Genomic DNA, 22,897 nt, shown 5'->3' with positions numbered 1-22,897 from the left:
GAAAATCCAATCTAAATCGTGCTCAAGAATAAAACTGTTAACATTCACGTAAATGAATCTTCGACGAGTTCTTACTTCTTGATAATCTTGACTTCAGATCATCTCAGTAAGCACCCACACGAATTACTTAATGCTTAATTTTTTAAAGAGCTGTTCGACTGTTTCGTCGAAGCGGGCTGTGCATATTACAGCATCAAATCCCATTGTCAAGCGGTTTTTTTATTTCGCCTTAAAGTGATCCAGAGGATTCAACTTCAAAACAAACCGCCTTCACCATCCAGACCAGAGGTCTAAATCGTGTGGCGCATTCTACAGCGCCAGACTCTGTTGTCAATCGTTATTTTCAAAAATTTCTTTAAAAACAACTACTTACAACCGGAAGTGAACACATCTTTCTGATCACTTCCTGAATCGAGGTGGCGAATAATACGCTGATAACTCAGAATGTCAACACCTTTGATTCGTTTTCTTTTCGAGGCTGTCAGATCAAACGAGATGACGTCACTCTTAAAGATCGAAACAGCGAGCATAAAATCATGAAGCTTGTTCCGTTCCCCGCCGCATCAGCAGTGGGGAGGCGCGCATTATAGGGACGTCAACTTTGCCGTCAACTGTTTTTTTCACTTTAATGACAGAGTCCGTATAATGCCTGCTATTCAGCCTGGCATAAGCCAGGCTATCGCCTTGTTAACGGGTGCAGCGAACGGCTGACCCATACCAGTGGAGCGCGCATGTCCGAGAAAGCAGTTGTCATCTATTCAGGCGGTATGGATTCCTTCACCATTCTTCACCGTGCCCACCGAGACGGTTACGAACTATTTCCTCTCACCTTTAACTATGGGCAGAAACACAGCAAGGAGATTCGTTACGCGGCTTCTGTTTGTCAGTCACTTGGCTTGCCACATCGTGTGATAGACATCACTGCCATTAATCAATTACTGCAATCCTCATCGTTGACATCTGATCTGGATATTCCGGAAGGTCATTACGAAGCTGACAACATGAAGTCTACCGTTGTGCCTAACCGCAATATGATTCTATTGTCACTGGCGATCGGGTATGCCGTTGATATCGGGGCCAACAAGGTGTTTTACGGCGCTCACAGTGGCGATCACGCCATCTATCCTGACTGTCGACCGGAGTTTGTTCACGCAATGAATGACGTCGCCAGGATTGCCAATTACGAGCCGGTAGAAATTGTGACCCCGTACCTGGATAGCGACAAAATCGGAATTTTAAAAGATGGGTTGACAATGGGGTTGGATTATAGCCTGACCTGGACCTGCTACAACGGTAGAGAGAAGGCGTGTGGCAAGTGTGGTTCTTGCGTAGAACGCCTGGAAGCCTTTGCACTTAATGGTATTTCAGACCCGCTTGCGTACGAAACAGGCCCTGCTCTATGACAACAGTGACGACAGATAAGATATACCGGGTAAAAGAAGCGTTTTATACCCTTCAGGGGGAGGGTACCCATGCGGGTCGGCCAGCAGTTTTTTGTCGTTTCAGTAAATGTAATTTATGGAATGGCAAGGAGGATGGCAGAGCAGCCGCCACTTGCCAATTTTGCGACACGGATTTTGTCGGCACGGATGGCCAGAATGGCGGCCGCTACTCAAAAGATGAACTCTGTTCGCTGCTACGAGATCTTTGGCCCAACTCGGACGTTTCTCCTTTTATAGTATGCACAGGTGGGGAACCTGCACTGCAGCTGGATGGCACATTGGTAGAAGCAATGCACAAGCGGGGGTTCGAGATTGCGATTGAAACCAACGGCACACTCCCCCTCCCGGAAGGCATCGACTGGATATGCCTGAGCCCGAAAGAAAACTCCGATGTTATTCTGCAACAATGTCACGAACTCAAGCTGGTTTATCCCCAGCCTGGTGCCATGCCTGACCAATTCAGACACATCGAAGCAACACATCGCTACTTGCAACCCATGGATATGACGGCTATTCGGCAATCCCCGGCACGAGAACATATCCCGTTGTTTACGCCACAAGACACCGATCCGGTACAGGCGGCCGTGCACTACTGCCTGGCAAACCCTGAGTGGAAACTGAGTGTGCAGACCCACAAATGGATCGGCATAGACTGACAGCTGACGACACCTCGCGGCGATTGGACGATTGATAATAGTGTGGAATGTGGAATCTGTTGTTCACTGAGTACCAGCCTGTGTCACAACCGATTCACCCCATTGATTCAACGGCTATGGCCAAACAAGCGCCACCTTGCCTTGTAGCTGACCTTGTTCATATCGACGATGCACAGCAGCCAGATTGGTAGCCATTACACGCTCTGGCTCCGGTACATCAATAACCCCCTGTTCTACCCAGGATGTAAATTGAGCCAGGTCTTCGCCCAACGCTTCCCGCCCCTTACCAGTAAGCAACGGTAGGGCCTTGAACACGGCATGCAACGTCAGGGATTTGGCATGGGCCATTGACAAATCATGAGCACCACGAGCATTAATAGTGGCCACTTCTCCCCATACAGCAACGGCATTCAATGCAGAACCCAGACTTTCTCCACCACAGGTATCAACAACAAAGTCAAAACTCCTTCCTGCGGCGACAAGGTTTGCCACTTCATGGTGAGCCAGCGCTTCGACCCCCATCTTTCGCAATGTCTCTAAACGTTCTGAGCTACCCGCTGTTGCTGTTACCTTTATGCCACGGTGTAATGCCAGTTGCAGCACCATCCGGCCAACACCGCCAAGCCCGCCCAGAATAAGCAGCCGACTTTTGGGCTGAGGGCGCAAGCGTTGCAGCACCTCCATCGCAGTCAAAGACACCACTGGCAAGCAAGCCGTTGCTTCGTTTGTCAGGTTAGCAGGCGCCGGGGCCACCAATCGGGCATCAGCGAGCACATACTCACACACCGTGCCCATGGTTCCCCGTACACCACCCGTCATGCCGTAGACGCGGTCACCAACAGCAAACGCATCCACACCCTCGCCAATGGCAACGACCTCTCCACACAAATCACAGCCAATGGTACCGGACTCGGTTGCCACCGGTGCCAGTCCGGAGCGTACTTTGGTATCGAGTGGATTGAAGCCAGCCGCCAATACCTTGAGCAGCAACTCCCCCTTGTCAGGCTCAGCTAACGTTATCGAGCGTAAGGTCAGCACGTCCGGATCGCCGTATTGGGTAAAAACCATCGCTTTGGCATTTATCATCAGGACTCTGTTCCTATTCCGTCATCCAAATGGTGAACCAGAGGATGCGTATTGGTTTCAGCTGCGGCAATTTGTCGGATCACTGTATCGATCAAATGTTCGCTGCCACCGTTTGAGTGAAAGCTGGCATAAACGGTTCTTGGAATGACCGGGGCATCCTGGACAAGAAACAACTCTTGCTGATCAAGAGCCCCCGCAATCAATCCCCAGGGTAGGTAGGCTGCACCGCCTCTCGACAGGATACAGTCAAGTGCAATCCTCCCGGTATTGGTTTGCAACGCTGGCGTACTCGTCAATTTCAGCTGTCGATTGTGCTGCGCTTGAAAAGCTGTTCCCCAATCCACTAGCACGTATCCATGGTCAAGCGCTTCACTGATCGTCATATCCGACACCGACGAACACAGGTACAGGGGCAAATGCGCCACTTCCAATGTCGTCAGTTCATCCACTTTCGGTGCATCAAACAGAAATGCCAGATCCAGAGTACGCTCCAGTATCTGGCGAATCAGATTACCGCTACTATGAGCAACAGCAGTCAGCGACAAGCCATCAACCCGATCCAGCAACCCCGCCATCTGCTGTTGCAAAAAACCGTCCCAGAGGTTGGGAGTGGCACCCACAGCCATTTGCTGGCTTTGGCCCTCCTCCGCAGCGACTTCCTGGCGTATTTTCTGTTCAAGACGCACCGTACTTTCCGCCAGAGGCATCAGTTTTTCACCAGCCGTCGTTAACTGAATATTGTTGCGCTGCCGCGAAAACAACTCGACACCCAGCAACCCTTCCAGCTGACGCACACGAAAACTGACCGCAGACTGGGTCAAATAAAGATTTTCTGCCGCCCGACCAAAATGACGGGTACGGGAGACTTCCATAAAAGTTTTAAGCAGTTCAGTATCCATTTGACCAATTTATATGTTCGTTACGATAAGTATTTTTTGTTTTACCGCACAAAGTGCCCTGACCATACTCCGCCGAAACAGCATTGGCGTCCAGCCAGCACGATAGATGTCGTCCACAGGGGAACCAAGTCATGAGTTTTGCCAGCCCTAAAAAATACTTTGATGATCGCAACTTTCCGCGTGGTTTTCATCGTTCCGGTGACTTTACCCGCGCCCAGGCGAATATTCTTGAAACCCTCGGCGTCACGTTAAAAGCCCTGCATGAAGGCATACAAGAGCCAGCCGACGAAGTCGAAACACATTTTGTTGCGGTCTGTCATGGAACTGAAGCAGCCACGACCGATATTGAGAAATCCTGGTGTTTATACCTGTCAGCATTACGCCGTAAACAGGTGTACTTTACTGCATCCTCTGCCGCAGTGACTGACGGCGTCAATGAAACCATCGACACCGATGACTAAGCCGGCACTGGGCTACCTCGAAGTCCTGTCTCTTCCTGACTTTGGTATTCTATGTCACGCCAAGGTCGACACGGGCGCATGCTCCAGCAGTCTGCATGCGGAACATATCAATGTCTTCCAGCGTGACGACCAGGACTGGGTACGCTTTCATGTGTTGTTCAGTCGTGAAAAAATGCGCATTGACCAAATATGTGAAGCGCAGGTACTGGCCCGCAGACGCATTGCCAGCTCAAACGGCTCACGCAGCTATCGCTATGTTATCAGTACACAGGTTAATATCGCGGGTCAGCAGTGGCCTATCGAACTCAGCCTTACCCACAGAGGCAGCATGAAGTATCCAATGCTCTTGGGCAGAGAAGCCATTAGCGGCCGCTTCGTCGTTGACGTTGAACACACCTATTTGAGCAAATAAACACCATGAAAATCGCGATTCTTTCGCGCAATCCAAAACTCTACTCGACACGACGCCTGGTAGAAGCTGGGGAGCAGCGAGGTCACGAAGTGACCGTATTCGATACTCTGCACTGCTATATGAATATCAATAGCGTAGAGCCGTCGATCCATTATCAGGGTAACGAGCTCAAGGACTATGACGCTGTAATACCGCGTATTGGTGCATCCATTACATTCTATGGCACCGCCGTGCTGCGCCAGTTTGAAATGATGGGCGTGTATCCGCTGAATGAATCCGTCGCCATCAGCCGCTCAAGAGACAAACTCAGATCCATGCAGTTAATGTCACGCAAAGGCATTGGCCTGCCAGTGACGGGATTCGCTCACAGCCCGGATGACATTCCAGATCTGATTTCAATGGTTGGTGGCGCACCACTGGTCATCAAGCTATTGGAAGGTACTCAGGGCATTGGTGTTGTACTGGCAGAAACCCGCAAAGCCGCAGAAAGCGTCATCGAAGCCTTTATGGGGCTGAAAGCCAATATCATGGTACAAGAATTTATCAAGGAAGCTGGCGGTGCAGACATCCGCTGTTTTGTAGTTGGCGACCGGGTCGTAGCGGCCATGAAACGCCAGGCAGCCGAAGGTGAATTTCGCTCCAATCTTCATCGAGGCGGCTCAGCCAGCCTGATCAAGATCACCCCTGACGAACGTGCAACAGCTGTTCGCGCTGCCCGTACCATGGGATTAAATGTGGCAGGTGTCGATATTTTACGGTCGAACCACGGCCCTGTCGTTATGGAAGTCAACTCCTCACCGGGTATTCAAGGAATTGAAGAGGCGACTGGCATTGATGTTGCCAGCAAAATCATGCTGTTTATCGAAAAAAATGCCCGGATTAATCACACCCGTACCCGCGGACAAGGCTAACCGGCTGCAGCCAGAGGCCCCAGACTAGTGGCGGCCTCGGCTCACAGACCATATTGACTCAGACACAGGCGTAAATAATCCGCCTGTTCCTGACCAACCAGTTCCAGAGTCACGATCTGCTCGCGACATTCAGCCTGAATTTGACGACGATAATCAACGTCACTGCCCGTCTCAGAATCACTGGCAAGTGCACGACGATCAACAGTATCAGTGTTTGCCTCCACACTCTCCAAAGACGCTGTTTCTTCCGCACTATTAGCCTCGCTGTCATCATCAACGCCAAACGCTGATACAGCCACACTGAAACAAGTCAACATTCCTACTAATACATAGCGTATAGAACAACCGCCAGCATGCATGCGGCATCTTATCGGCGTGTGTTTTTTCAAACGAGTGTACTCCCGGTGCAGACTATAGGAACCATCTAAAAACGCAGCAAACGATGAAAAAACAAGGTGAACAATCAACAAAAGCGCAGTTCATCAGTGACACAATGAATACCGTGTGTTGATTTCTAACGCCGTAATTTCAGCGCCGTAATTTGATAGATATGGCTCTAAATGGCGTATCTGGAGGAGACTGTAGGCAGGAACGCAGTACGCGACCAACAAATTAATTTTATCTTCAGCATATAAGATACTGCATCAACAAATGGCATCAATAGCATGATCAGGCATGATCCATTCTAGCCGCTGACACCAGCCGAACTCTGGTCATTCATCATTTTTATCAATGCAGAACCCCGTCGCATTCCGATTAATATGCTAGCCATTATGCCCATCAAAAACCGTTTACTTCAGACAAAGGCTTTCGTATAGTCGATAACTTACCGGGCAGCCAAGGCTGCCTTTTTGCGTTTTGAGGAACCCGTCCTGTATGACTGCGATCATGAACACCTATGGCCGCCTGCCCGTTACTTTTACCTCAGGTAAAGGGAGTTGGCTGACAGATACCGATGGAAAGACCTACTTGGATGCCTTGTGCGGTATTGCCGTATGCGGACTAGGTCATGCCCACCCGGCTATCAGCAACACACTGACTGAACAAGCTGGCCGCCTGATACACACGTCCAACCTCTACGGTATCGAGCGACAACAGGCACTGGCTGATGCGCTGGTGCGTATTTCCGGCATGAACAATGTGTTCTTCTCCAATTCTGGTGCAGAAGCCAACGAAGCAGCCATCAAGATTGCCCGTAAATACGGTCATCAGCGCGGTATTCATGAACCTGTCATTATCGTGATGAGCAAAGCATTTCACGGTCGAACGCTGGCGACCTTGACAGCCACTGGTAATGCCAAGGCGCAAGAAGGTTTTGGCCCGCTATTAAGCGGTTTTATCCGTGTCCCGTACAATGATCTGGATACCCTGACCAAAGTCGCTGGCGTCAATGCCAGTAATGTCGTGGCGGTAATGCTCGAAACCGTGCAAGGAGAAGGCGGCCTGGCAACCGCCAGCCTCGAATACCTGCAAGGAGTCCGGGCACTCTGCGACCAGCACAAATGGTTGATGATGGTCGATGAAGTCCAAACCGGTAACGGACGTACAGGCAGCTATTTTTCATACCAACAACTTGGTTTTGTGCCCGACGTCGTCACAACCGCCAAAGGTCTGGGCAATGGAATTCCGATCGGTGCCTGTCTGGCTCGCGGTGCAGCGGCCGAAGTACTGCAGCCTGGCAGCCATGGCAGCACCTATGGCGGCAATCCGCTTTGCAGCGCCGTTGCCCTGTCGGTAGTAGAAACCATTGAAGCTGACAATCTCTGTGCCAACGCACGGGAAATGGGTGAATACCTGGCCACCGGGTTCCGCCAACGCCTGCAAAACAACCCTCATCTTATTGATATTCGCGGTCGAGGCCTGATGATGGGACTGGTGATGGATCGGGATTGCTCCGAGCTGATGGCCAGAGGTCTGGAATACGGCATCCTGCTGAATGTCACTGCAGGCAACGTCATCCGACTATTGCCAGCATTGAACCTCCACAAGGATGATGCCGACAAGATCATCGACATCGTGTGCAACCTGATTGATTCGCTAGATTGATCGATACAACGAAGGAACTGCTGTGAGACATTTTTTAACGCTGATGGATCTGACTTCAGAGGAGCTGAGCCAGGTATTACAACGGGCGATAGAACTCAAGGCCATGCAACATCGCCATGACGTCTATGAACCCTTCAAAAACCAGGTATTGGGGATGATTTTTGAAAAATCCTCCACTCGTACACGAGTGTCCTTTGAAGCCGGCATGACACAACTCGGTGGTGCCGCTATTTTTCTGTCGCCACGAGATACCCAACTGGGCCGCGGTGAGCCCATCGAAGACAGTGCACGGGTACTGTCTCGTATGGTTGATATCATCATGATTCGCACCTTTGATCATGCCGATATTGAGCTGTTCGCCAAACACTCAGCAGTACCGGTTATCAACGCCTTAACGGATGATTACCATCCGTGTCAGCTGCTGGCCGACATGCAGACCTTTATCGAACACCGAGGCTCTATCAAAGGCAAAACTGTCACCTGGATCGGCGATGGCAACAATATGTGTCAGTCCTACATTAACGCAGCGGTTCAGTTCGGCTTCCACCTCAACATCGCTGTACCGGCAGGATTTGAACCCAACGCTGAGTTACTGGCCAGTTGTGCTGACCAGGTCACCCTGATGGCATCACCGGAAGAAGCAGTCAGAAACTCACATCTGATTGTTACCGATGTCTGGGCCTCCATGGGCCAGGAAGAAGAACAAGCAGAACGGCTGCGTAAATTCAGACATTATCAGGTGACTGAAGCCCTGCTGGATCAAGCAGCCGACGACGTACTGTTTATGCATTGCCTGCCTGCTCACCGGGGTGAAGAGATCAGCACTACGCTGATGGACGACCCGCGTGCCGTGGTCTGGGACGAGGCTGAAAACCGCCTGCATGCACAAAAAGCCCTGATAGAATTCCTGCTCAATCAGACACAGAAATAGCGTCAGTCAAACGCGGTTAATCCCTGCGAGACAACCTGGTTGCGGCCTTGCTTCCGGGCCTCGACAACCAGAGCATCGGTGCGATGTAACAAGGCATCCACCGATTCCGACGGCTGGTACTGAACAACCCCGGCAGAAATGGTTATCGAGATCATCCCCTCTGCCATTGGCTGTTCAGCAATTCGTTTGCGAATCCGCTCAACCACCTGCTCACCCGCAATTAACTGGGCTCCAGACAACATCAAAGCAAACTTATCCCTGCCGAAACAGGCCACCTCATCCACCTCACGTACGATCACAAGCATCAGTTGGGCCACATCTGCCAACATCTGTTCAACCCGGAACTCACCAAATTCAGTGCAAACTTCATCAAAATGATCGATTTCAACCAGCGCAACCACAAACGGACCGCCATCCCGGCGAGACATGGCACGTTTGTCCATCAGCGTTTTAACAAAGTGCCGGCGATTGATCAGCCCCGTCGTTTCATCCCGGGTCGACAGCTCTTCAATTCTGGCGAGCGCTAAGCGCAACTCACGGTTCTTGCGGCCTAAAGCATCCCTCAATAATACAAATTCACGTCCCACTATCCCGAACGACATCACTGCCAAGGTAAAGGCGATCCCCAACAACAGTTCACGCACTGATTCAAATGGCCCGGCAGCGCTATATTGCAGCGTCAGCACAGCCCCTGAATAACAACCGACAATCAGCAAGCAAATTCCCATCAGCGCACGCCATCCCAGCCCCAGAATGCCAAAAGGAAGCATCGCCAAATAAGCCATCATCATCATCTGATGCACCGACGGGACGATCACAATCGCCAAGGTGACAAACATGATCGACCACACCAGATAGGGTAATGTCAGGCCGGAATCTCGGAAACTCTGGCTACGTCCGCTCCAGAACCAGTAACTGATTAAAATCAGCCCACACCAGAACGCTATGGCCAGTTCTATCATCCAGGCAGTGTCCCCGAACAACATCCCGCCAAAGCCATATAACAGCGTAAACAACAAGGCACCAACCAGTGCCAACGCATGACGTCGATAGATATCCCGATACAAATGATTCACCTGATAAACCCTTATCCTGCAAGAAAACTGACGCAAAAAGCTGATGTCATGTTGTTTGTCAATCACCGGCAGAAGTACCTGCAGAAGAGATTGTCCGGGTCAGTCAGAGCCATTCAGCAGACAGCATGACCAACACCTGGGTCACCAACACCGTATAGAACACCGTATTCCACCTCAATAATGACATACCCTACGACTGGCAGATGGATCAAGTGAACAGAATACTGCCAAAGTCAAAACCAAGTATTTCACGTAACCACCAGAATCAGCTACCGGTATACAAGCCAATTACCGAAGCAAAAATTGCCTGTCCGAAGACGCTTGATCCGGCTAACGTACAATGGCTACAGATCCCGACCAAGACAAGCCAGCGGTATTACAACGTGGACATTACGCTATCGGCCAGTTTTGTGGTGCAGAAAAAATCATGCTGTGCTTCCAGAATTCTACTTGAGTTAATATCATGCCATTACTCAATAAAATGAATAAAATTCAAAATTATGCTGGAAATCAAACATCTCAGAACACTCATAGCGCTACGTGATGGCGGTACTCTTGTCGAAGCCGCCAAACGGCTGTACCTGACACAGTCGGCGCTGTCCCACCAGCTCAAGGATCTGGAAGACAAGCTGGGAGTCAGACTTTTTGTGCGTAAATCCAAGCCGTTACGTTTCACTCGTGCCGGGCTGGAAATGCTGCAGATGGCTGATCAGATACTACCCCAGTTACGTCAGTGTGAACTGGCCTTAAAAAAACTGGCGGGTGGCGAAACCGGTCGCTTGCACATGGTCATTGAATGCCACAGCTGCTTTGAATGGCTGATGCCAGCGATTAACCGTTTTCGAGATCACTGGCCGGATGTGGAAATAGACCTGACCACCAGCTTCCATTTTGATCCCTTACCTGCGCTTACCCGAGGAGACATTGACCTTGTCATTACCTCCGACCCGGAGCCTGACAGCCGTATTCACTATCGTCCGCTATTCCGCTATCAATCCCTGCTGGCGGTCTCCAATCAGCACCCATTGTCAGGTCAGGCCCAGGCCTCAGCCACCGATCTGGCGTCAGAAACCCTGATTCACTACCCGGTTGAACGGAAACGCCTGGATATTTATCAACACTTTCTGCTGCCTGCGGGGATAGAACCAAGTGCCAATCGCCAGACCGAACTGACACTGATGATGATTCAGCTGGTCGCCAGTGGGCGCGGCGTTGCCTGCTTGCCGAACTGGGCATTACAGCCGTACCTGGATGCTAAACTGATCAGCGCCTTGCCGTTGGGGAAAGGCATCTGGCCAACCCTGTATGCTGCAATCCGGGCTGATCAGCAAGACGACAGCTACATCAAGGACTTCCTGAGTCTCTCTATCGATACCTGCTTTGAACACCTGCAAGGTATTGAGCCCATACGCACGTTAAAATAACAATCAAATAACAACAGCGGAGCCAGTAACGCCAGCTTGCTAGTCTATATGGTAACGCGGCCAGACCAGACTGAACCTGGCGCCACCCAGTTGCTCACTGCGACCCACAATGGCACGTCCACCGTGCCAGTATGCAATACGTCGAACAATGGACAACCCCAAGCCATAACCACCGGAACTGCGAGTACGACTGTCATCTAAGCGAGCAAATGCAACAAACACCCTCGACCACTGCTCTTCGGGAATACCAGGGCCATCGTCCTCCACATCAATCCGACAGGTGTCCACCGCCACACTGCAACTCACCTGAACACGGGAACTGGCATAACGACAGGCATTACCAACCAGATTCTGTACCGCCCGATGGATATACCTTGGCTCTACCTCTGCCAAACTATCGTGCAATCGTTCACTTTCCAGAAACCGCACCTCTATCTGCCCTGCGGGCCGGGCTTCTGCCGCCACTTGGCGAGCGATATCGGTCAACTCCACTTCCTGGAATTCGAGCAAGGGCCCGCCCTCTTCCAGGCGGGCATAAGTCAGGATTTCATCAATCAGCTGATCCAGCTCCTGAATATCCGCATCCATTCCCCGGATCTGTTTTTTCAGATACGGGTTCTCAACTTCGTCTTCAATGATTTGCAAGCCAAAGCGCAACCGGGCAACTGGTGTCCTCAACTCATGGGATACCGCACGCAACATCTCCCGCTGAATCCCGATCAAGCGCTGAATATGTTCTGCCATCTTGTTAAAAGAGTTACCCAGACGATTGACTGGATCCATGCCGGTCACCGCGATACGTGCAGACAGATACCCCTGTGCCAGACGGCCAGTCACCTGATCCAGATCTCGCAAACCGGATTCCATCGTCGTAACCAACCAGAAGACCACCAGCGCAAACACTAAAACAGCAATCAAGCCGAGGACAACCCAGGCGTGATAAGGCGTCTCCTGGGGAGCCGTAAACGGGCCAATCAGTAAATGGTGATAATCCCCCAATGGCACATCGACCAGCCGGGCTGCAACGGGATATATCGGTGCGGTGCGCATGATGGTAAGCCGTACCGGAACAGCCAGCTGCACGGCCAGCCATTCCGCATAGACGTCACCATCCATCCCCGACACCAGAAAATGATGCCGAACCAACTCGGCAAAATGTGTCCAGGCCAGCTCTGCATTGGCATTAAAATAAAAAGTAGCAACGCTGTTTGAGACAGTGAGGGGATCGGCATCAACAGCGAACAAATCCTCTGCACCACTACTCTCGACAGCCTCCAGCAAGCTAAGCCGCAAACTGGAATTATCAAGGGAGGCGACCACTTGGCCTTGGGACAAACGATAACGCTGATGGCTGTTCAGCCGCGCCAGATCAGACTGATCAAGCCAAGCCTGCTCCAGCGTCTGGCGAAAACGTATCCCAGACTCGCCAGCGTTCAAGACCTGCAGCGCGCGGCCAAGATCCCGCTCCCAGTATTCATGGTAACGAATATGATGAATAAGATTCAGCGACAGAAAACAGAAAACAGAAATGCCGACAATAGCCAGTATCAGCGCGCCATACACCCGCAGGAAAATGCCACTCATCGATAACCTGCCAACCGCTCACAGTACTGTGAACCCTGATTATCCAGTTTATTTCTGAATCTGCACCGCTTCGAGACGATACCGCACGCGTGTCGAATAGGATGCCGCAGGGACGCCATTGCCAGCAATGGCAACCCCATTACAGCTCCTTCACAAACAGATACCCCTTACTGCGCACCGTTTTGATACGACGGGGATTCATCGGATCATCACCCACCTTGGGACGAATACGAGATACTCTTACGTCAATCGAACGATCCTGACCATCGTATTCGATACCGCGTAACTGATGGAAAATTTCCTCTCGCGTCAACACTCGCCCGGCACTGTTACACAACAGCCAGAGCAGATCGAACTCGGCACTGGTCAAATCAATACTGCGCCCTTCGAGCCAGGCTTCCCGCATGGCGCTGTCAACCACCAGATTACCGAACGTCAGACGATTTTCTTGGTTGGACTCTTCACTGACCACCTCCACCACATCACGAACCCGGCGTAACAAGGCCCGGATTCTGGCCAGTAACACTCGCGGCCGTACCGGTTTGGCGACGTAATCATCGGCCCCCATTTCCAGACCCAGCACCTGATCCAGATCCTCGGTCCGGGCTGTCAGCATCAGAATCGGCCCACGGTAGTGAGGGCGTACCAGCCGACAAACGGCCAGGCCATCTTCACCCGGCAGCATCAAATCAAGCACCACCAGATCCGGCTGTTCCGTCTTGATCCGATCAATCGCCCGAGCACCATCACCTTCGATAGCCACACTCAGGCCATTACTTTCCAGATAATCCTTGGTCAGGGCAGCCAGTCGTTCGTCATCTTCAACAATCAGGATGCGCCAGTTTTCATCCGAGTCATGTGCCATTTCTACGTTTGCCATCCAATCAGCTCTCCAGCACCAGGGTTATGCCCGAAAACGCGTTGTTCATCCCAAATCCGATTGGCAGGCGGTTATCCGGGTAACCCGGCCGGACACAATCAGACGACTGTTTACTTTTTATGCACTTCTGAATCCTGTGACAGAAGTTGTTGTTCTAACCATAGACTGAAGCCTCCACAAATGCACAAAAACTTACCTGAGCACTCGTGGCAACGGGCATTTTAACCATCATCCAGCAACATACCAGCAACAATGCGGCCTTCAGGCCAGTCCGCTGAAGCCAAGAGGCAAGGCACTGACATTCACCCACATCTCATACACACCTTATCCACATCTTGACATACAGCCGTTGTCCGCTCTGACAAGTGGCCACACAACATATGGGGTTGAATCCCCCGCCAAGGCCCATTATCTTGTGCCGTTTCCAACCAAACCTGTGGAACACGCTGTATTACCATGCACCTTCAATCGCCCCATTCCTCAGGCCAGCTTGATGCTAATATCAGGCACACAATGTACGTTCAACACGAACAAGCCAGAAATCAGCTGCAACCCGGAAAACAGGGCTAATTGCAAACATTCATGGCTAATATTGAAACAAGCACACATCAGGATTCCCTCCTTTGACCCATACTTGCTTGCATCCGGTTAGACAGGATCAGATGAGTAACGACAACTGGCAAAGGTTGGTGACTTTCAAGCATGGACGTGATCAGAATACCTTCGAGTACAGGCACAATTAACATGAATAGCGCTCTCAAAGTCAGTAAACGCGACGGTCGTCAAGAACCGCTGGATCTCGATAAGATTCACAAGGTCGTCACCTGGGCTGCGGAGGGACTGAATAACGTCTCCGTATCCGAAGTTGAGCTTCGTGCCCATCTGCAATTTTTTGATGGCATTCAGACCTCTGAAATACACGAGACCCTGATCAAGGCAGCTGCGGATCTGATTTCCGATCAAGCACCGGACTATCAGTACCTGGCTGCACGACTGAATATTTTTCACTTGCGCAAAAAAGCTTTTGGTCAGTATGAACCACCGGCATTACTGGATCATGTACGTAAACTGGTCGACCAAAAACGCTACGACAGCCACCTGCTGGAAGACTACAGCGAAGCTGACTATGCCGAAATGGAGACATTCCTCGACCACAGCCGCGACCTCAATTTCAGCTATGCTGCCGTCAAACAGCTGGAAGGCAAATACCTGGTGCAGAATCGCGTTACTGGCGAGGTATTTGAAAGTGCCCAGTTCCTGTACTTGCTGATTGCCGCCTGCCTGTTCAGCGGCTATGAAAAGGATCGTCGACTCGACTTCATCAAACGCTTCTACGATGCCGTTTCGACCTTCAAATTGTCGTTACCAACCCCCATTATGGCTGGTGTCCGAACCCCCACGCGCCAATTCAGCTCATGCGTGCTGATTGAAGCCGGTGACAGCCTCGATTCCATCAATGCCACCGCCAGCGCCATCATAAAATACGTATCCCAGCGTGCCGGCATTGGCATTAACGGTGGTCGCATCCGTGCCCTGGGCAGCCCGATCCGCGGTGGCGAAGCCTTCCACACCGGTTGTATCCCGTTTTACAAACACTTCCAGACGGCCGTTAAATCCTGTTCCCAGGGTGGCGTTCGTGGTGGTGCAGCCACCCTGTTCTACCCGATCTGGCATTACGAAGTCGAATCCCTGCTGGTATTGAAGAACAACCGAGGGGTAGAAGAAAACCGGGTACGTCATATCGACTACGGCGTGCAGATTAACAAGCTGATGTACGAACGCCTGATAAAAAATGGCAACATCACCCTGTTCTCGCCATCGGATGCTCCCGGCCTGTACGATGCCTTCTTTGAAGATCAGGAACGCTTCGAGCAGCTGTACAACAAGTACGAGCAAGACGACAGCATTCGCAAGAAAACCATCAAGGCCGTCGACCTGTTCTCCAGCATGCTGCAGGAACGCGCCAGTACTGGCCGCATTTACATCCAGAACGTTGACCACTGCAACACCCACAGTCCATTTAATCCGAAAAAAGCACCGGTACGTCAGTCCAACCTCTGTCTGGAAATTGCCCTGCCGACCAAACCGTTAATGGACGTCAACGACGAAAACGGCGAAATCGCCCTTTGTACGCTGGCGGCTTTTAACCTCGGTATACTGAAAAACCTGGATGAACTGGAAGAACTGTCTGATCTGATTGTTCGAGCCCTCGACAGCCTGCTCAGCTACCAGGATTATCCGGTGCCCGCCGCCGAAAGAGGCAGCCTGGGACGTCGTACCCTGGGTGTCGGCGTCATCAACTATGCCTACTATCTGGCAAAAAACGGTGTCCGTTATTCCGACGGCTCCGCCAATGGCCTGACTCACAAAACCTTTGAAGCCATTCAGTACTGGCTGCTGCGCGCTTCTGTCAGGCTGGCGCAAGAGCAAGGTGCCTGTCCGCTGTTTGAAGACACCACCTATGCCCAGGGTATTCTGCCAATCGACAGCTATAAGCAGGATATCGATACCTTCTGTGACGAACCGCTGCACTACGACTGGGAAGCCCTGCGAGCCGATATCAAGGAACATGGCTTGCGTAACTCGACCCTCACCGCCCTGATGCCCTCGGAGACCTCCTCCCAGATCAGCAACGCGACGAACGGCATCGAGCCACCACGAGGCTATATCAGTGTCAAACAGAGCAAGGATGGTATTCTCAAACAGGTGGTGCCTGAGTACGAAACCCTGAAAGGAGCCTACGAACTGCTGTGGCAAATTCCCAGCAACCAGGGCTACCTGCAATTGGTTGGTATCATGCAGAAATTTGTCGACCAATCGATTTCCGCCAACACCAACTATGACCCGGCACGCTTCAGCGGTAACAAGGTTCCCATGCAACAACTGATGCGCGATCTACTGATGGCCTATAAATTTGGCGTCAAAACCCTGTACTATCACAACACCCGTGACGGTATGGAAGATCCTCAGAAAGACGCGATCCAGGAAGACGACGACTGCGCTGGCGGAGCCTGCAAAATCTAGTACGACGCTATCGTACTTTCTGCCGATACACTTTCTACCCATGTACAAGGCCGCTACAATCGATCACCGATTGATGGTAGCGGCAGTAGCCCGCCGTGCAGGGATCGGCATGCGGGTCATTCCAACCCGAAGAATGACAACGGCCGTATACGGCCAGGCGAGACGATACTGGCTATGGCCTACACCACCTTCAACCGCAACGAATTTGATACCTTCAAACAGCCCATGTTTTTTGGCGAACACGTCAACGTTGCCCGCTACGACCAACAAAAACACAAGATTTTTGAAAACCTGATCGAAAAACAGCTGTCATTTTTCTGGCGTCCAGAAGAAGTGGATCTGACCAACGATCGCAAGGATTTTCTCGACCTGCCGGAACACGAAAAACATATTTTCATCAGCAACCTGAAATATCAGACCTTGCTGGACTCGGTTCAGGGGCGCTCCCCAAACGTGGCTTTTTTGCCCGTGGTATCACTGCCGGAGCTGGAAACCTGGATCGAAACCTGGTCGTTCAGCGAAACCATTCACAGTCGCTCCTACACCCATATCGTCCGTAATATCGTCCCCAACCCGGCTGCTATTTTTGACGACATCACCCGTAATGAGCACATCACCCGCCGCGCCATTTCTGTCACCCGCTACTACGACAGTTTTATTGAGCTGAGTAACTACTACCAGCAACTGGGCGAAGGCAGTCACACCATCAACGGCCAAATCGTTGAGGTCAACATGCACGAACTCAAGCGCCGCCTGTATCTGACGCTGGTTTCCGTCAACGTGCTGGAAGCCATCCGTTTTTACGTCAGCTTCGCCTGTTCATTTGCCTTTGCCGAACGTGCCAAGATGGAAGGCAATGCCAAAATCATCAAACTGATTGCCCGTGATGAAGCGCTGCACCTCACCGGCACCCAGCATATGCTACAGATTATTGCCCGTGGCCAGGATGATCCTGCCTTTGCTGGCATCGCCGAAGAGTGCAAGCCCGATGTGATCCGTATTTTTGCCGAGGCAGCACAACAGGAAAAAGAATGGGCCGAATATCTGTTCAAGGACGGCTCCATGATTGGCCTGAACAAGGATATTCTGTGCCAGTACGTTGAATACATCACCAACCAGCGTATTGCAGCCCTGGGATTTGACCGTATCTTTGACGCCCGCTCCAACCCACTGCCCTGGATCAACTCCTGGCTCAACAGCGACAACGTCCAGGTTGCCCCGCAGGAATCTGAAATCAGCTCCTATCTGGTTGGTGCCCTCGACAGCGAAGTAGACACCAACGACCTCGGCGACTTTGATCTTTGATGAGTCGTACAGATCTACGCCAGAGGCATGCCTCTGGCGCTCCCTCCAGCCAGCCACAACCTGCGCCAGCAGAAGACAACTTTGCGCTTGATGGCAATATTGAACAGCACCCCCCATTCGAACTCGAAGCACCGGTAGCCGAACCTGACAGCCACGAGCAACAGGCCGAGCTGTACTTGCCTGAAAGCGATCCGGAACAGCCGGAGCAAACGCCGCAGCTGGAATTGGAAGGTATGGCACCGCCGGTCTTTGCCGTTGCTCTGAGTGACGGCCGTCAGGCCCGTTTTCAATACGCCAGCAATCTACTGGAATCACTTGAAGCCCAACAGATTGATGTCCATTTCCAATGCCGGGAAGGCTATTGTGGCAGCTGTCGTGCCCGCTTGATCAATGGCGAAGTGCATTACTCCAGTGACCCGATGGCTTGGCTGAATGACGGCGAAATTCTGCTATGTTGCTGCATTCCACGCAGCAACGTCACCATCCAGCTGTAATACCCAGCAGCAACGAACCCAACGAGCATAAGGAGAGCACTATGAGCAGCGCACTTGTCTTACCGGAAGCAGGCACCCAGGCTCCAGCATTCACCACCCTGAATCAGCGTGGTGAAACCGTGTCACTCAGTGATTACCAGGGCAAGACCCTGATTCTCTATTTCTATCCCAAAGCCATGACACCAGGCTGTACCACCCAGGCCTGCGGACTGCGTGACAGCCAGGCTGAACTGGCTGCACACAACGCCGTCGCTGTCGGCATCAGCCCGGATGCCCCCGCTCGATTACAAAAGTTTATTGATCGGGATCAGCTCAACTTTGATCTGCTATCCGATGAAGATCACCAGATTGCTGAAGCCTACGGCGTGTGGGGACTCAAGAAATTCATGGGCAAGGAATACCTGGGAATTAATCGGATCACTTTTATTATCGGTGAAGATGGCCTGATCCAGCAGGTGATGCCCAAGGTGAAAACCAAAACTCACCACGACGACGTCATTGCGTTACTGGCAAGCCGCCCGTAAGACACACGCATTCGTTCGCACCTGTCCTGCTGTTCGATTGAACCGCAGGACAGGCGCGAAGGCATCTGAAAAATCGCAGTACATCTATCTCGAGTACATCTATCTCGAGTATTACGAAAATAAAAAACAAGGCAATCTTCGCACCGCAGTCATCCAACCAAACAGGTGATCATCCCCTGTCAGACAAACTGCAGCTGCCCACGCACCTTGTAACAACTGCTGCTATTACAATAGATATAAATCAGCCGACTCTTGTCTAAGGTTTCAATCAGATACAAATCAGTAAACTCCGGAGAGTATTCCATCTGCGTAGCATCAAGAATGCGACTGGCAAACCAATGCTCGTGGGGACTGGCAGGTACTACCTGCAGCGCGCCCGATCCCAAAACCAGATAAATCAGTATGGCCAACATGGTGCCTCCTGTCCCCTTGACGGGGTTGGTCGGGTAGTAACTCATCCCTGTCGACTTCACTTTCCTGTGAATGTGCATGCCTGCGGTTCCGCTCCCCTGTTGTATTGATCAGTATCACTGGCAGCATACTGACGACATCAATTCGATTGCAATTGCCTTTTTAATTAATGGGCACGCCCTTTCAATGTCACCAACAGCTCTGCTTCCGCACGAGCCATACCACAATGATCCATTAGCTCTCCGGCACTGGCACCCAGGCTCACCAACCGAGCCGCCTGCTGATAAGAGGCTTCATCTCCGGGCGTAAACAGATTACGTTGTTCGGCCTCACCCAACCGTTGGGTCAAGTGACGGATTTTTTTGCCCATGCCCACCACGCTCTGATTCATGGCTTGCTGATTCTGTTGTAACAGTACCAGCTCGCTGTTCTGTGTGGCGCAACGTTTTTCCAGCCGAACCAGCACAGAACGCACGCGGGCAAGCGCAACCAGCCCGATCACCAGCGCAACAACGGCAGCCAACAACCCGACTTGTTCAAACGAGATAGGCAACATGATGACGTCCTTCAGGCCTTACAGGCCCTGTAACTCTGACCATTCTTCATCGGTCATCAACTTTTCCAGATCGACCAGGATCAGCAGCTCTTCATTTTTATGGCAAACACCCTGAATAAACTTGGCGCTCTCCTCATTTCCCACAGACGGGGTCGTTTCTATTTCTGACTGGCGTAAATACACCACCTCGGCGACCGCATCGACCAGAATCCCGACCACCTGATTTTCCGCTTCGATAATCACAATACGAGTCTGATCCGTGGTATCAGCGCCCGGCAAAGAAAATCGCAAGCGGGTGTCGATAACTGTGACCACATTCCCGCGCAAATTAATAATACCCAGTACATAAGGCGGCGCACCCGGTACCGGGGCAATCTCGGTGTAGCGCAATACTTCCTGCACCTGCATCACATTGATGCCGTAACTCTCGTTCTCCAATCGAAAAGTGACCCACTGCAGTACGGGATCTTCTGCACTTTTATTTCCGGCAATCGCTGACATAAAAACATCCTCACAAAGAAAGGCCGCAGTCTGACGTAAACATGACGAACCGCTCTTAACTATAGATCAGAGCACAATGTGTACCAGTTGGAAGGAAAGAAATATTGTGACACTCACACAGCTGGAGAATTTGCGGGTTCAACGGACGTGAGCGCCCTCGTTGAGAGAACCTTTACGGCGACTGTTTTCCAATAATTGCAGCAGCCCGGGCACATCGATCAAGGCACACATTTCCTTGATTACCGTACCTGCCAGCCAACGGCGCTTGCTGGCCTCTCCGCGCCACTTGATGGCGTTGTTATCCAGTTTGACGGTATCGAGAATATCCTGACAGGCCAGAGCCCATGGGGATCGATCCAGCTGAATAAAATAATCGTAACCGTCGTCGGCCAGTCGAGTGCCACGCTCCGGCATGATCAGCTGGGCACTGTCGATGATGGTCAGCTTGAGATCATCCCCTTGCCACACCCCCAGCGACCAGCTGGCCTGGCCAAACAGAGGCGTCACACGCTCATTCACCTTGTGAACCCCACCCAGTAAAGGCAGGGGAATGGCCAGTTTTAATCCAGATACCGTAAATAGCAGACAGTCGACGCCGTTACCTGATTGCCAATTTAACGACGCCAGATCGGATTTTCCGTCAAGTTCATGACGATGTTCCGTGTCAGCAACTTCAGTGGATCGGCTTGGATTCAGGGTGACATTCGCTGGCTCCACGCTGACTGACTGAATGACATCATGTGGCACCACCATTGCCGGTACTGTGGCCAGGTCAGGGATTGTCAGTGCAGGCACTGCAACAGCCACTTCTTTCGCCACCGCAAGATCCGGCAAAGGCGGCGTCAATTCAGCCGGTGGATCGGCAAACCGTGGCAGACCGGCAGGCTGGGAAACATCGACGTTTTTGGCCGCGCCGGGCACCAATATTGCGTCGACAGCAATACTCATCTTGGCCGGTGCAAAGGGATCAGGAAGGACGCAGGGTTGCACCCCCCCCACCGTGTCACCGGAGTTATCAACAGCGGAAGCATCAGAAGCCGGGTCGGCAAATACATCATCCAGCCCCAGCAAATCATCCAGATAGTCCTGCAGTACACCATCAACCAGGTTTTGTCGTTTTTTAGTGGCCATTGACATCACCCGCACAAATCAAGCCTAAGCATCAACTGTCCGCAAGACTGCAGTACCTGCTGCTGTAAGCGGGTGCCACGCGGCAACTGGCGCAACAACGACAAGCTGTCCAGCAATTGCAGCGGCAGCCCTCGTGGACGACTGCCGCCACAAGGTTGTAACGGCACCAGTGCCATTCCCGGACGCAACGAGCTGCTATGGCACAGCAGACTGGCCGGCTTCACCTTATCGTGTGGCACTGATATGGCTTGCGCCAGCAAGCTATCCCAATCGGTTTCAACCGTTGCGCTGTCCGCCAGCAAGGTATCCAGATAACCCGACACCACACCATCAACACACAGACTCGTATCAACCATGGTTCGCCTTCTCAATCTCGTTATCCAGCAAGCTGAGTAAATGGCGATAGGCGCGAACTCCCCGGCTTTCGTCTTCCAGCTGATGAGGAAACAGACCCAGCTGACTGGCATCACGCAAGCGGGTATCCACCGGGATCGGCTCCGGTGACAGCTTGTCACGATAGATACGACGCATCTCTTTCAGCGTCGTCACCGAAGCCAGGGTACGACGGTCAAACAGTGTCGGCACAATCAGGTACGGCAATTCCCGCCGTTGTGAACGCATCACCATTTTTAAGGTGTGCACCATACGTTCCAGCCCTTTCAGCGCCAAATGTTCGGTCTGGGTCGGAACCACCAGCTGCTGGCAAGCCGCCAGGGCATTCACCATCAGCACTCCCAAAATCGGTGGCGTATCCAGTAAGGCATAGTCGTACTCATCCCATACCTGAGCCAGTGAGCGTGACAACACCAGACCCATGCCTTCCTGGCCACTGACCTGGCGCTCCAGCGTTGCCAACGAGGTCGCCGCAGGCAATAAATGCACATTCCGTAAACTCGTCGGTCGGATCACCTGGCCGATATAATCGCGATTTTTGCAATTATTGTTAAAAAACAATTGATACATACTGTGCTCAAGACTGTCAGGATCGAGTTTGAAATAGCTCGACAGTGAGCCGTGAGGATCCAGATCCACCAGCAATACCCGGTGGCCACGCTGACCAAGCAAGCCACCCAGCGTTACCACGCTGGTGGTTTTACCCACGCCACCTTTCTGATTTGCAATCGACCAGACTCGCACTCTGAT

Annotated in this window: 24 protein-coding genes; 12 read left to right on the top strand and 12 right to left on the bottom strand. The window is 51.9% G+C overall.

Annotated features, from left to right (window positions below):
* Nucleotides 1-731: 731 nt before the first annotated feature.
* The gene (gene queC / locus WG929_RS16090; protein ID WP_416206894.1) at nucleotides 732-1,403 is read left to right on the top strand and encodes a 7-cyano-7-deazaguanine synthase QueC; all 672 of its coding nucleotides are present in this window, start codon (nucleotides 732-734) and stop codon (nucleotides 1,401-1,403) included.
* The gene (queE, locus tag WG929_RS16085; protein WP_416206893.1) at nucleotides 1,400-2,098 is read left to right on the top strand and encodes a 7-carboxy-7-deazaguanine synthase; all 699 of its coding nucleotides are present in this window, start codon (nucleotides 1,400-1,402) and stop codon (nucleotides 2,096-2,098) included. Before queC ends, queE begins: the two co-directional genes overlap by 4 nt.
* A gap of 114 nt (nucleotides 2,099-2,212) precedes the next feature.
* On the opposite strand, the gene WG929_RS16080 is transcribed toward queE, so the two are convergent.
* Both WG929_RS16080 and WG929_RS16075 read right to left on the bottom strand, forming a co-directional pair.
* Complete coding sequence (locus tag WG929_RS16080) at nucleotides 2,213-3,184, bottom strand: alcohol dehydrogenase catalytic domain-containing protein (protein WP_416206892.1); 972 nt, start codon at nucleotides 3,182-3,184, stop codon at nucleotides 2,213-2,215.
* On the bottom strand, nucleotides 3,184-4,083 hold the full coding sequence (locus WG929_RS16075; RefSeq protein ID WP_416206891.1) for a LysR family transcriptional regulator: 900 nt from the start codon (nucleotides 4,081-4,083) through the stop codon (nucleotides 3,184-3,186). The genes WG929_RS16080 and WG929_RS16075 overlap by 1 nt, the downstream gene beginning before the upstream one ends.
* Before the next feature lie 131 nt (nucleotides 4,084-4,214).
* Between WG929_RS16075 and WG929_RS16070 the strand changes: the two genes are divergently transcribed.
* The 3 genes from WG929_RS16070 to rimK are packed head-to-tail and all read left to right on the top strand — an operon-like array spanning nucleotide 4,215 to nucleotide 5,867.
* Complete coding sequence (locus tag WG929_RS16070) at nucleotides 4,215-4,544, top strand: MaoP family protein (RefSeq protein ID WP_416206890.1); 330 nt, start codon at nucleotides 4,215-4,217, stop codon at nucleotides 4,542-4,544.
* Nucleotides 4,537-4,956, top strand: coding sequence for an ATP-dependent zinc protease family protein (locus tag WG929_RS16065; protein ID WP_416206889.1), 420 nt, complete (start codon nucleotides 4,537-4,539; stop codon nucleotides 4,954-4,956). The genes WG929_RS16070 and WG929_RS16065 overlap by 8 nt, the downstream gene beginning before the upstream one ends.
* A 5-nt stretch (nucleotides 4,957-4,961) precedes the next feature.
* Nucleotides 4,962-5,867 (top strand): 30S ribosomal protein S6--L-glutamate ligase, encoded by a 906-nt coding sequence (rimK, locus tag WG929_RS16060; RefSeq protein WP_369854898.1) that lies wholly within the window; start codon nucleotides 4,962-4,964, stop codon nucleotides 5,865-5,867.
* 41 nt (nucleotides 5,868-5,908) lie between these two features.
* On the opposite strand, the gene WG929_RS16055 is transcribed toward rimK, so the two are convergent.
* Nucleotides 5,909-6,337 (bottom strand): hypothetical protein, encoded by a 429-nt coding sequence (locus WG929_RS16055; RefSeq protein ID WP_416206888.1) that lies wholly within the window; start codon nucleotides 6,335-6,337, stop codon nucleotides 5,909-5,911.
* 406 nt (nucleotides 6,338-6,743) lie between these two features.
* Between WG929_RS16055 and WG929_RS16050 the strand changes: the two genes are divergently transcribed.
* Both WG929_RS16050 and argF read left to right on the top strand, forming a co-directional pair.
* Nucleotides 6,744-7,913 carry an aspartate aminotransferase family protein gene (locus WG929_RS16050; RefSeq protein ID WP_416206887.1) on the top strand — a complete coding sequence of 390 codons (1,170 nt, stop codon included), beginning with the start codon at nucleotides 6,744-6,746 and terminating at the stop codon, nucleotides 7,911-7,913.
* Nucleotides 7,914-7,935: 22 nt separating this feature from the next.
* Nucleotides 7,936-8,844 carry an ornithine carbamoyltransferase gene (gene argF, locus WG929_RS16045; protein ID WP_416206886.1) on the top strand — a complete coding sequence of 303 codons (909 nt, stop codon included), beginning with the start codon at nucleotides 7,936-7,938 and terminating at the stop codon, nucleotides 8,842-8,844.
* 2 nt (nucleotides 8,845-8,846) lie between these two features.
* Here the strand turns inward: argF and WG929_RS16040 are convergent, their stop codons facing one another.
* Nucleotides 8,847-9,920, bottom strand: coding sequence for a GGDEF domain-containing protein (locus WG929_RS16040; protein WP_416206885.1), 1,074 nt, complete (start codon nucleotides 9,918-9,920; stop codon nucleotides 8,847-8,849).
* A 500-nt stretch (nucleotides 9,921-10,420) separates the two neighbouring features.
* Between WG929_RS16040 and WG929_RS16035 the strand changes: the two genes are divergently transcribed.
* The gene (locus WG929_RS16035; protein WP_416206884.1) at nucleotides 10,421-11,344 is read left to right on the top strand and encodes a LysR family transcriptional regulator; all 924 of its coding nucleotides are present in this window, start codon (nucleotides 10,421-10,423) and stop codon (nucleotides 11,342-11,344) included.
* Between the two features lie 39 nt (nucleotides 11,345-11,383).
* On the opposite strand, the gene WG929_RS16030 is transcribed toward WG929_RS16035, so the two are convergent.
* Together WG929_RS16030 and WG929_RS16025 are read right to left on the bottom strand one after the other, a co-directional pair.
* Complete coding sequence (locus tag WG929_RS16030; protein ID WP_416206883.1) at nucleotides 11,384-12,928, bottom strand: ATP-binding protein; 1,545 nt, start codon at nucleotides 12,926-12,928, stop codon at nucleotides 11,384-11,386.
* A gap of 139 nt (nucleotides 12,929-13,067) precedes the next feature.
* Nucleotides 13,068-13,808: a response regulator gene (locus tag WG929_RS16025; RefSeq protein WP_369854904.1), complete on the bottom strand. Its 741-nt coding sequence runs from the start codon at nucleotides 13,806-13,808 to the stop codon at nucleotides 13,068-13,070.
* Nucleotides 13,809-14,552: 744 nt separating this feature from the next.
* Between WG929_RS16025 and nrdA the strand changes: the two genes are divergently transcribed.
* The 4 genes from nrdA (at nucleotide 14,553) to bcp (ending at nucleotide 19,155) form a co-directional block, all read left to right on the top strand.
* Nucleotides 14,553-16,832 (top strand): class 1a ribonucleoside-diphosphate reductase subunit alpha, encoded by a 2,280-nt coding sequence (nrdA, locus tag WG929_RS16020; protein WP_416206882.1) that lies wholly within the window; start codon nucleotides 14,553-14,555, stop codon nucleotides 16,830-16,832.
* Between the two features lie 174 nt (nucleotides 16,833-17,006).
* The gene (nrdB, locus tag WG929_RS16015; protein WP_416206881.1) at nucleotides 17,007-18,137 is read left to right on the top strand and encodes a class Ia ribonucleoside-diphosphate reductase subunit beta; all 1,131 of its coding nucleotides are present in this window, start codon (nucleotides 17,007-17,009) and stop codon (nucleotides 18,135-18,137) included.
* The gene (gene yfaE / locus WG929_RS16010) at nucleotides 18,137-18,631 is read left to right on the top strand and encodes a class I ribonucleotide reductase maintenance protein YfaE (RefSeq protein ID WP_416206880.1); all 495 of its coding nucleotides are present in this window, start codon (nucleotides 18,137-18,139) and stop codon (nucleotides 18,629-18,631) included. The genes nrdB and yfaE overlap by 1 nt, the downstream gene beginning before the upstream one ends.
* A gap of 41 nt (nucleotides 18,632-18,672) precedes the next feature.
* The gene (bcp, locus tag WG929_RS16005; RefSeq protein ID WP_416206879.1) at nucleotides 18,673-19,155 is read left to right on the top strand and encodes a thioredoxin-dependent thiol peroxidase; all 483 of its coding nucleotides are present in this window, start codon (nucleotides 18,673-18,675) and stop codon (nucleotides 19,153-19,155) included.
* Nucleotides 19,156-19,334: 179 nt separating this feature from the next.
* Here the strand turns inward: bcp and WG929_RS16000 are convergent, their stop codons facing one another.
* From WG929_RS16000 to WG929_RS15975, 6 genes are all read right to left on the bottom strand, one after another.
* The gene (locus WG929_RS16000; protein WP_416206878.1) at nucleotides 19,335-19,646 is read right to left on the bottom strand and encodes a hypothetical protein; all 312 of its coding nucleotides are present in this window, start codon (nucleotides 19,644-19,646) and stop codon (nucleotides 19,335-19,337) included.
* An 86-nt stretch (nucleotides 19,647-19,732) separates the two neighbouring features.
* The gene (locus tag WG929_RS15995; RefSeq protein ID WP_416206877.1) at nucleotides 19,733-20,122 is read right to left on the bottom strand and encodes a DUF2802 domain-containing protein; all 390 of its coding nucleotides are present in this window, start codon (nucleotides 20,120-20,122) and stop codon (nucleotides 19,733-19,735) included.
* 18 nt (nucleotides 20,123-20,140) lie between these two features.
* Nucleotides 20,141-20,623 (bottom strand): chemotaxis protein CheW, encoded by a 483-nt coding sequence (locus tag WG929_RS15990; protein WP_416206876.1) that lies wholly within the window; start codon nucleotides 20,621-20,623, stop codon nucleotides 20,141-20,143.
* A 138-nt stretch (nucleotides 20,624-20,761) separates the two neighbouring features.
* Nucleotides 20,762-21,754 carry a chemotaxis protein CheW gene (locus WG929_RS15985; protein WP_416206875.1) on the bottom strand — a complete coding sequence of 331 codons (993 nt, stop codon included), beginning with the start codon at nucleotides 21,752-21,754 and terminating at the stop codon, nucleotides 20,762-20,764.
* 5 nt (nucleotides 21,755-21,759) lie between these two features.
* Nucleotides 21,760-22,110 carry a hypothetical protein gene (locus WG929_RS15980; RefSeq protein ID WP_416206874.1) on the bottom strand — a complete coding sequence of 117 codons (351 nt, stop codon included), beginning with the start codon at nucleotides 22,108-22,110 and terminating at the stop codon, nucleotides 21,760-21,762.
* The gene (locus WG929_RS15975) at nucleotides 22,103-22,891 is read right to left on the bottom strand and encodes a ParA family protein (protein ID WP_369854914.1); all 789 of its coding nucleotides are present in this window, start codon (nucleotides 22,889-22,891) and stop codon (nucleotides 22,103-22,105) included. Before WG929_RS15975 ends, WG929_RS15980 begins: the two co-directional genes overlap by 8 nt.
* Nucleotides 22,892-22,897 lie beyond the last annotated feature (6 nt).

It is taken from the genome of Oceanobacter antarcticus (assembly GCF_044962685.1).
Classification (GTDB): Bacteria; Pseudomonadota; Gammaproteobacteria; order Pseudomonadales; family Oceanobacteraceae; genus Oceanobacter; species Oceanobacter antarcticus.
Note: the sequence above shows the minus strand (reverse complement) of the source record. Positions and strands in the feature narration are given on the sequence as shown.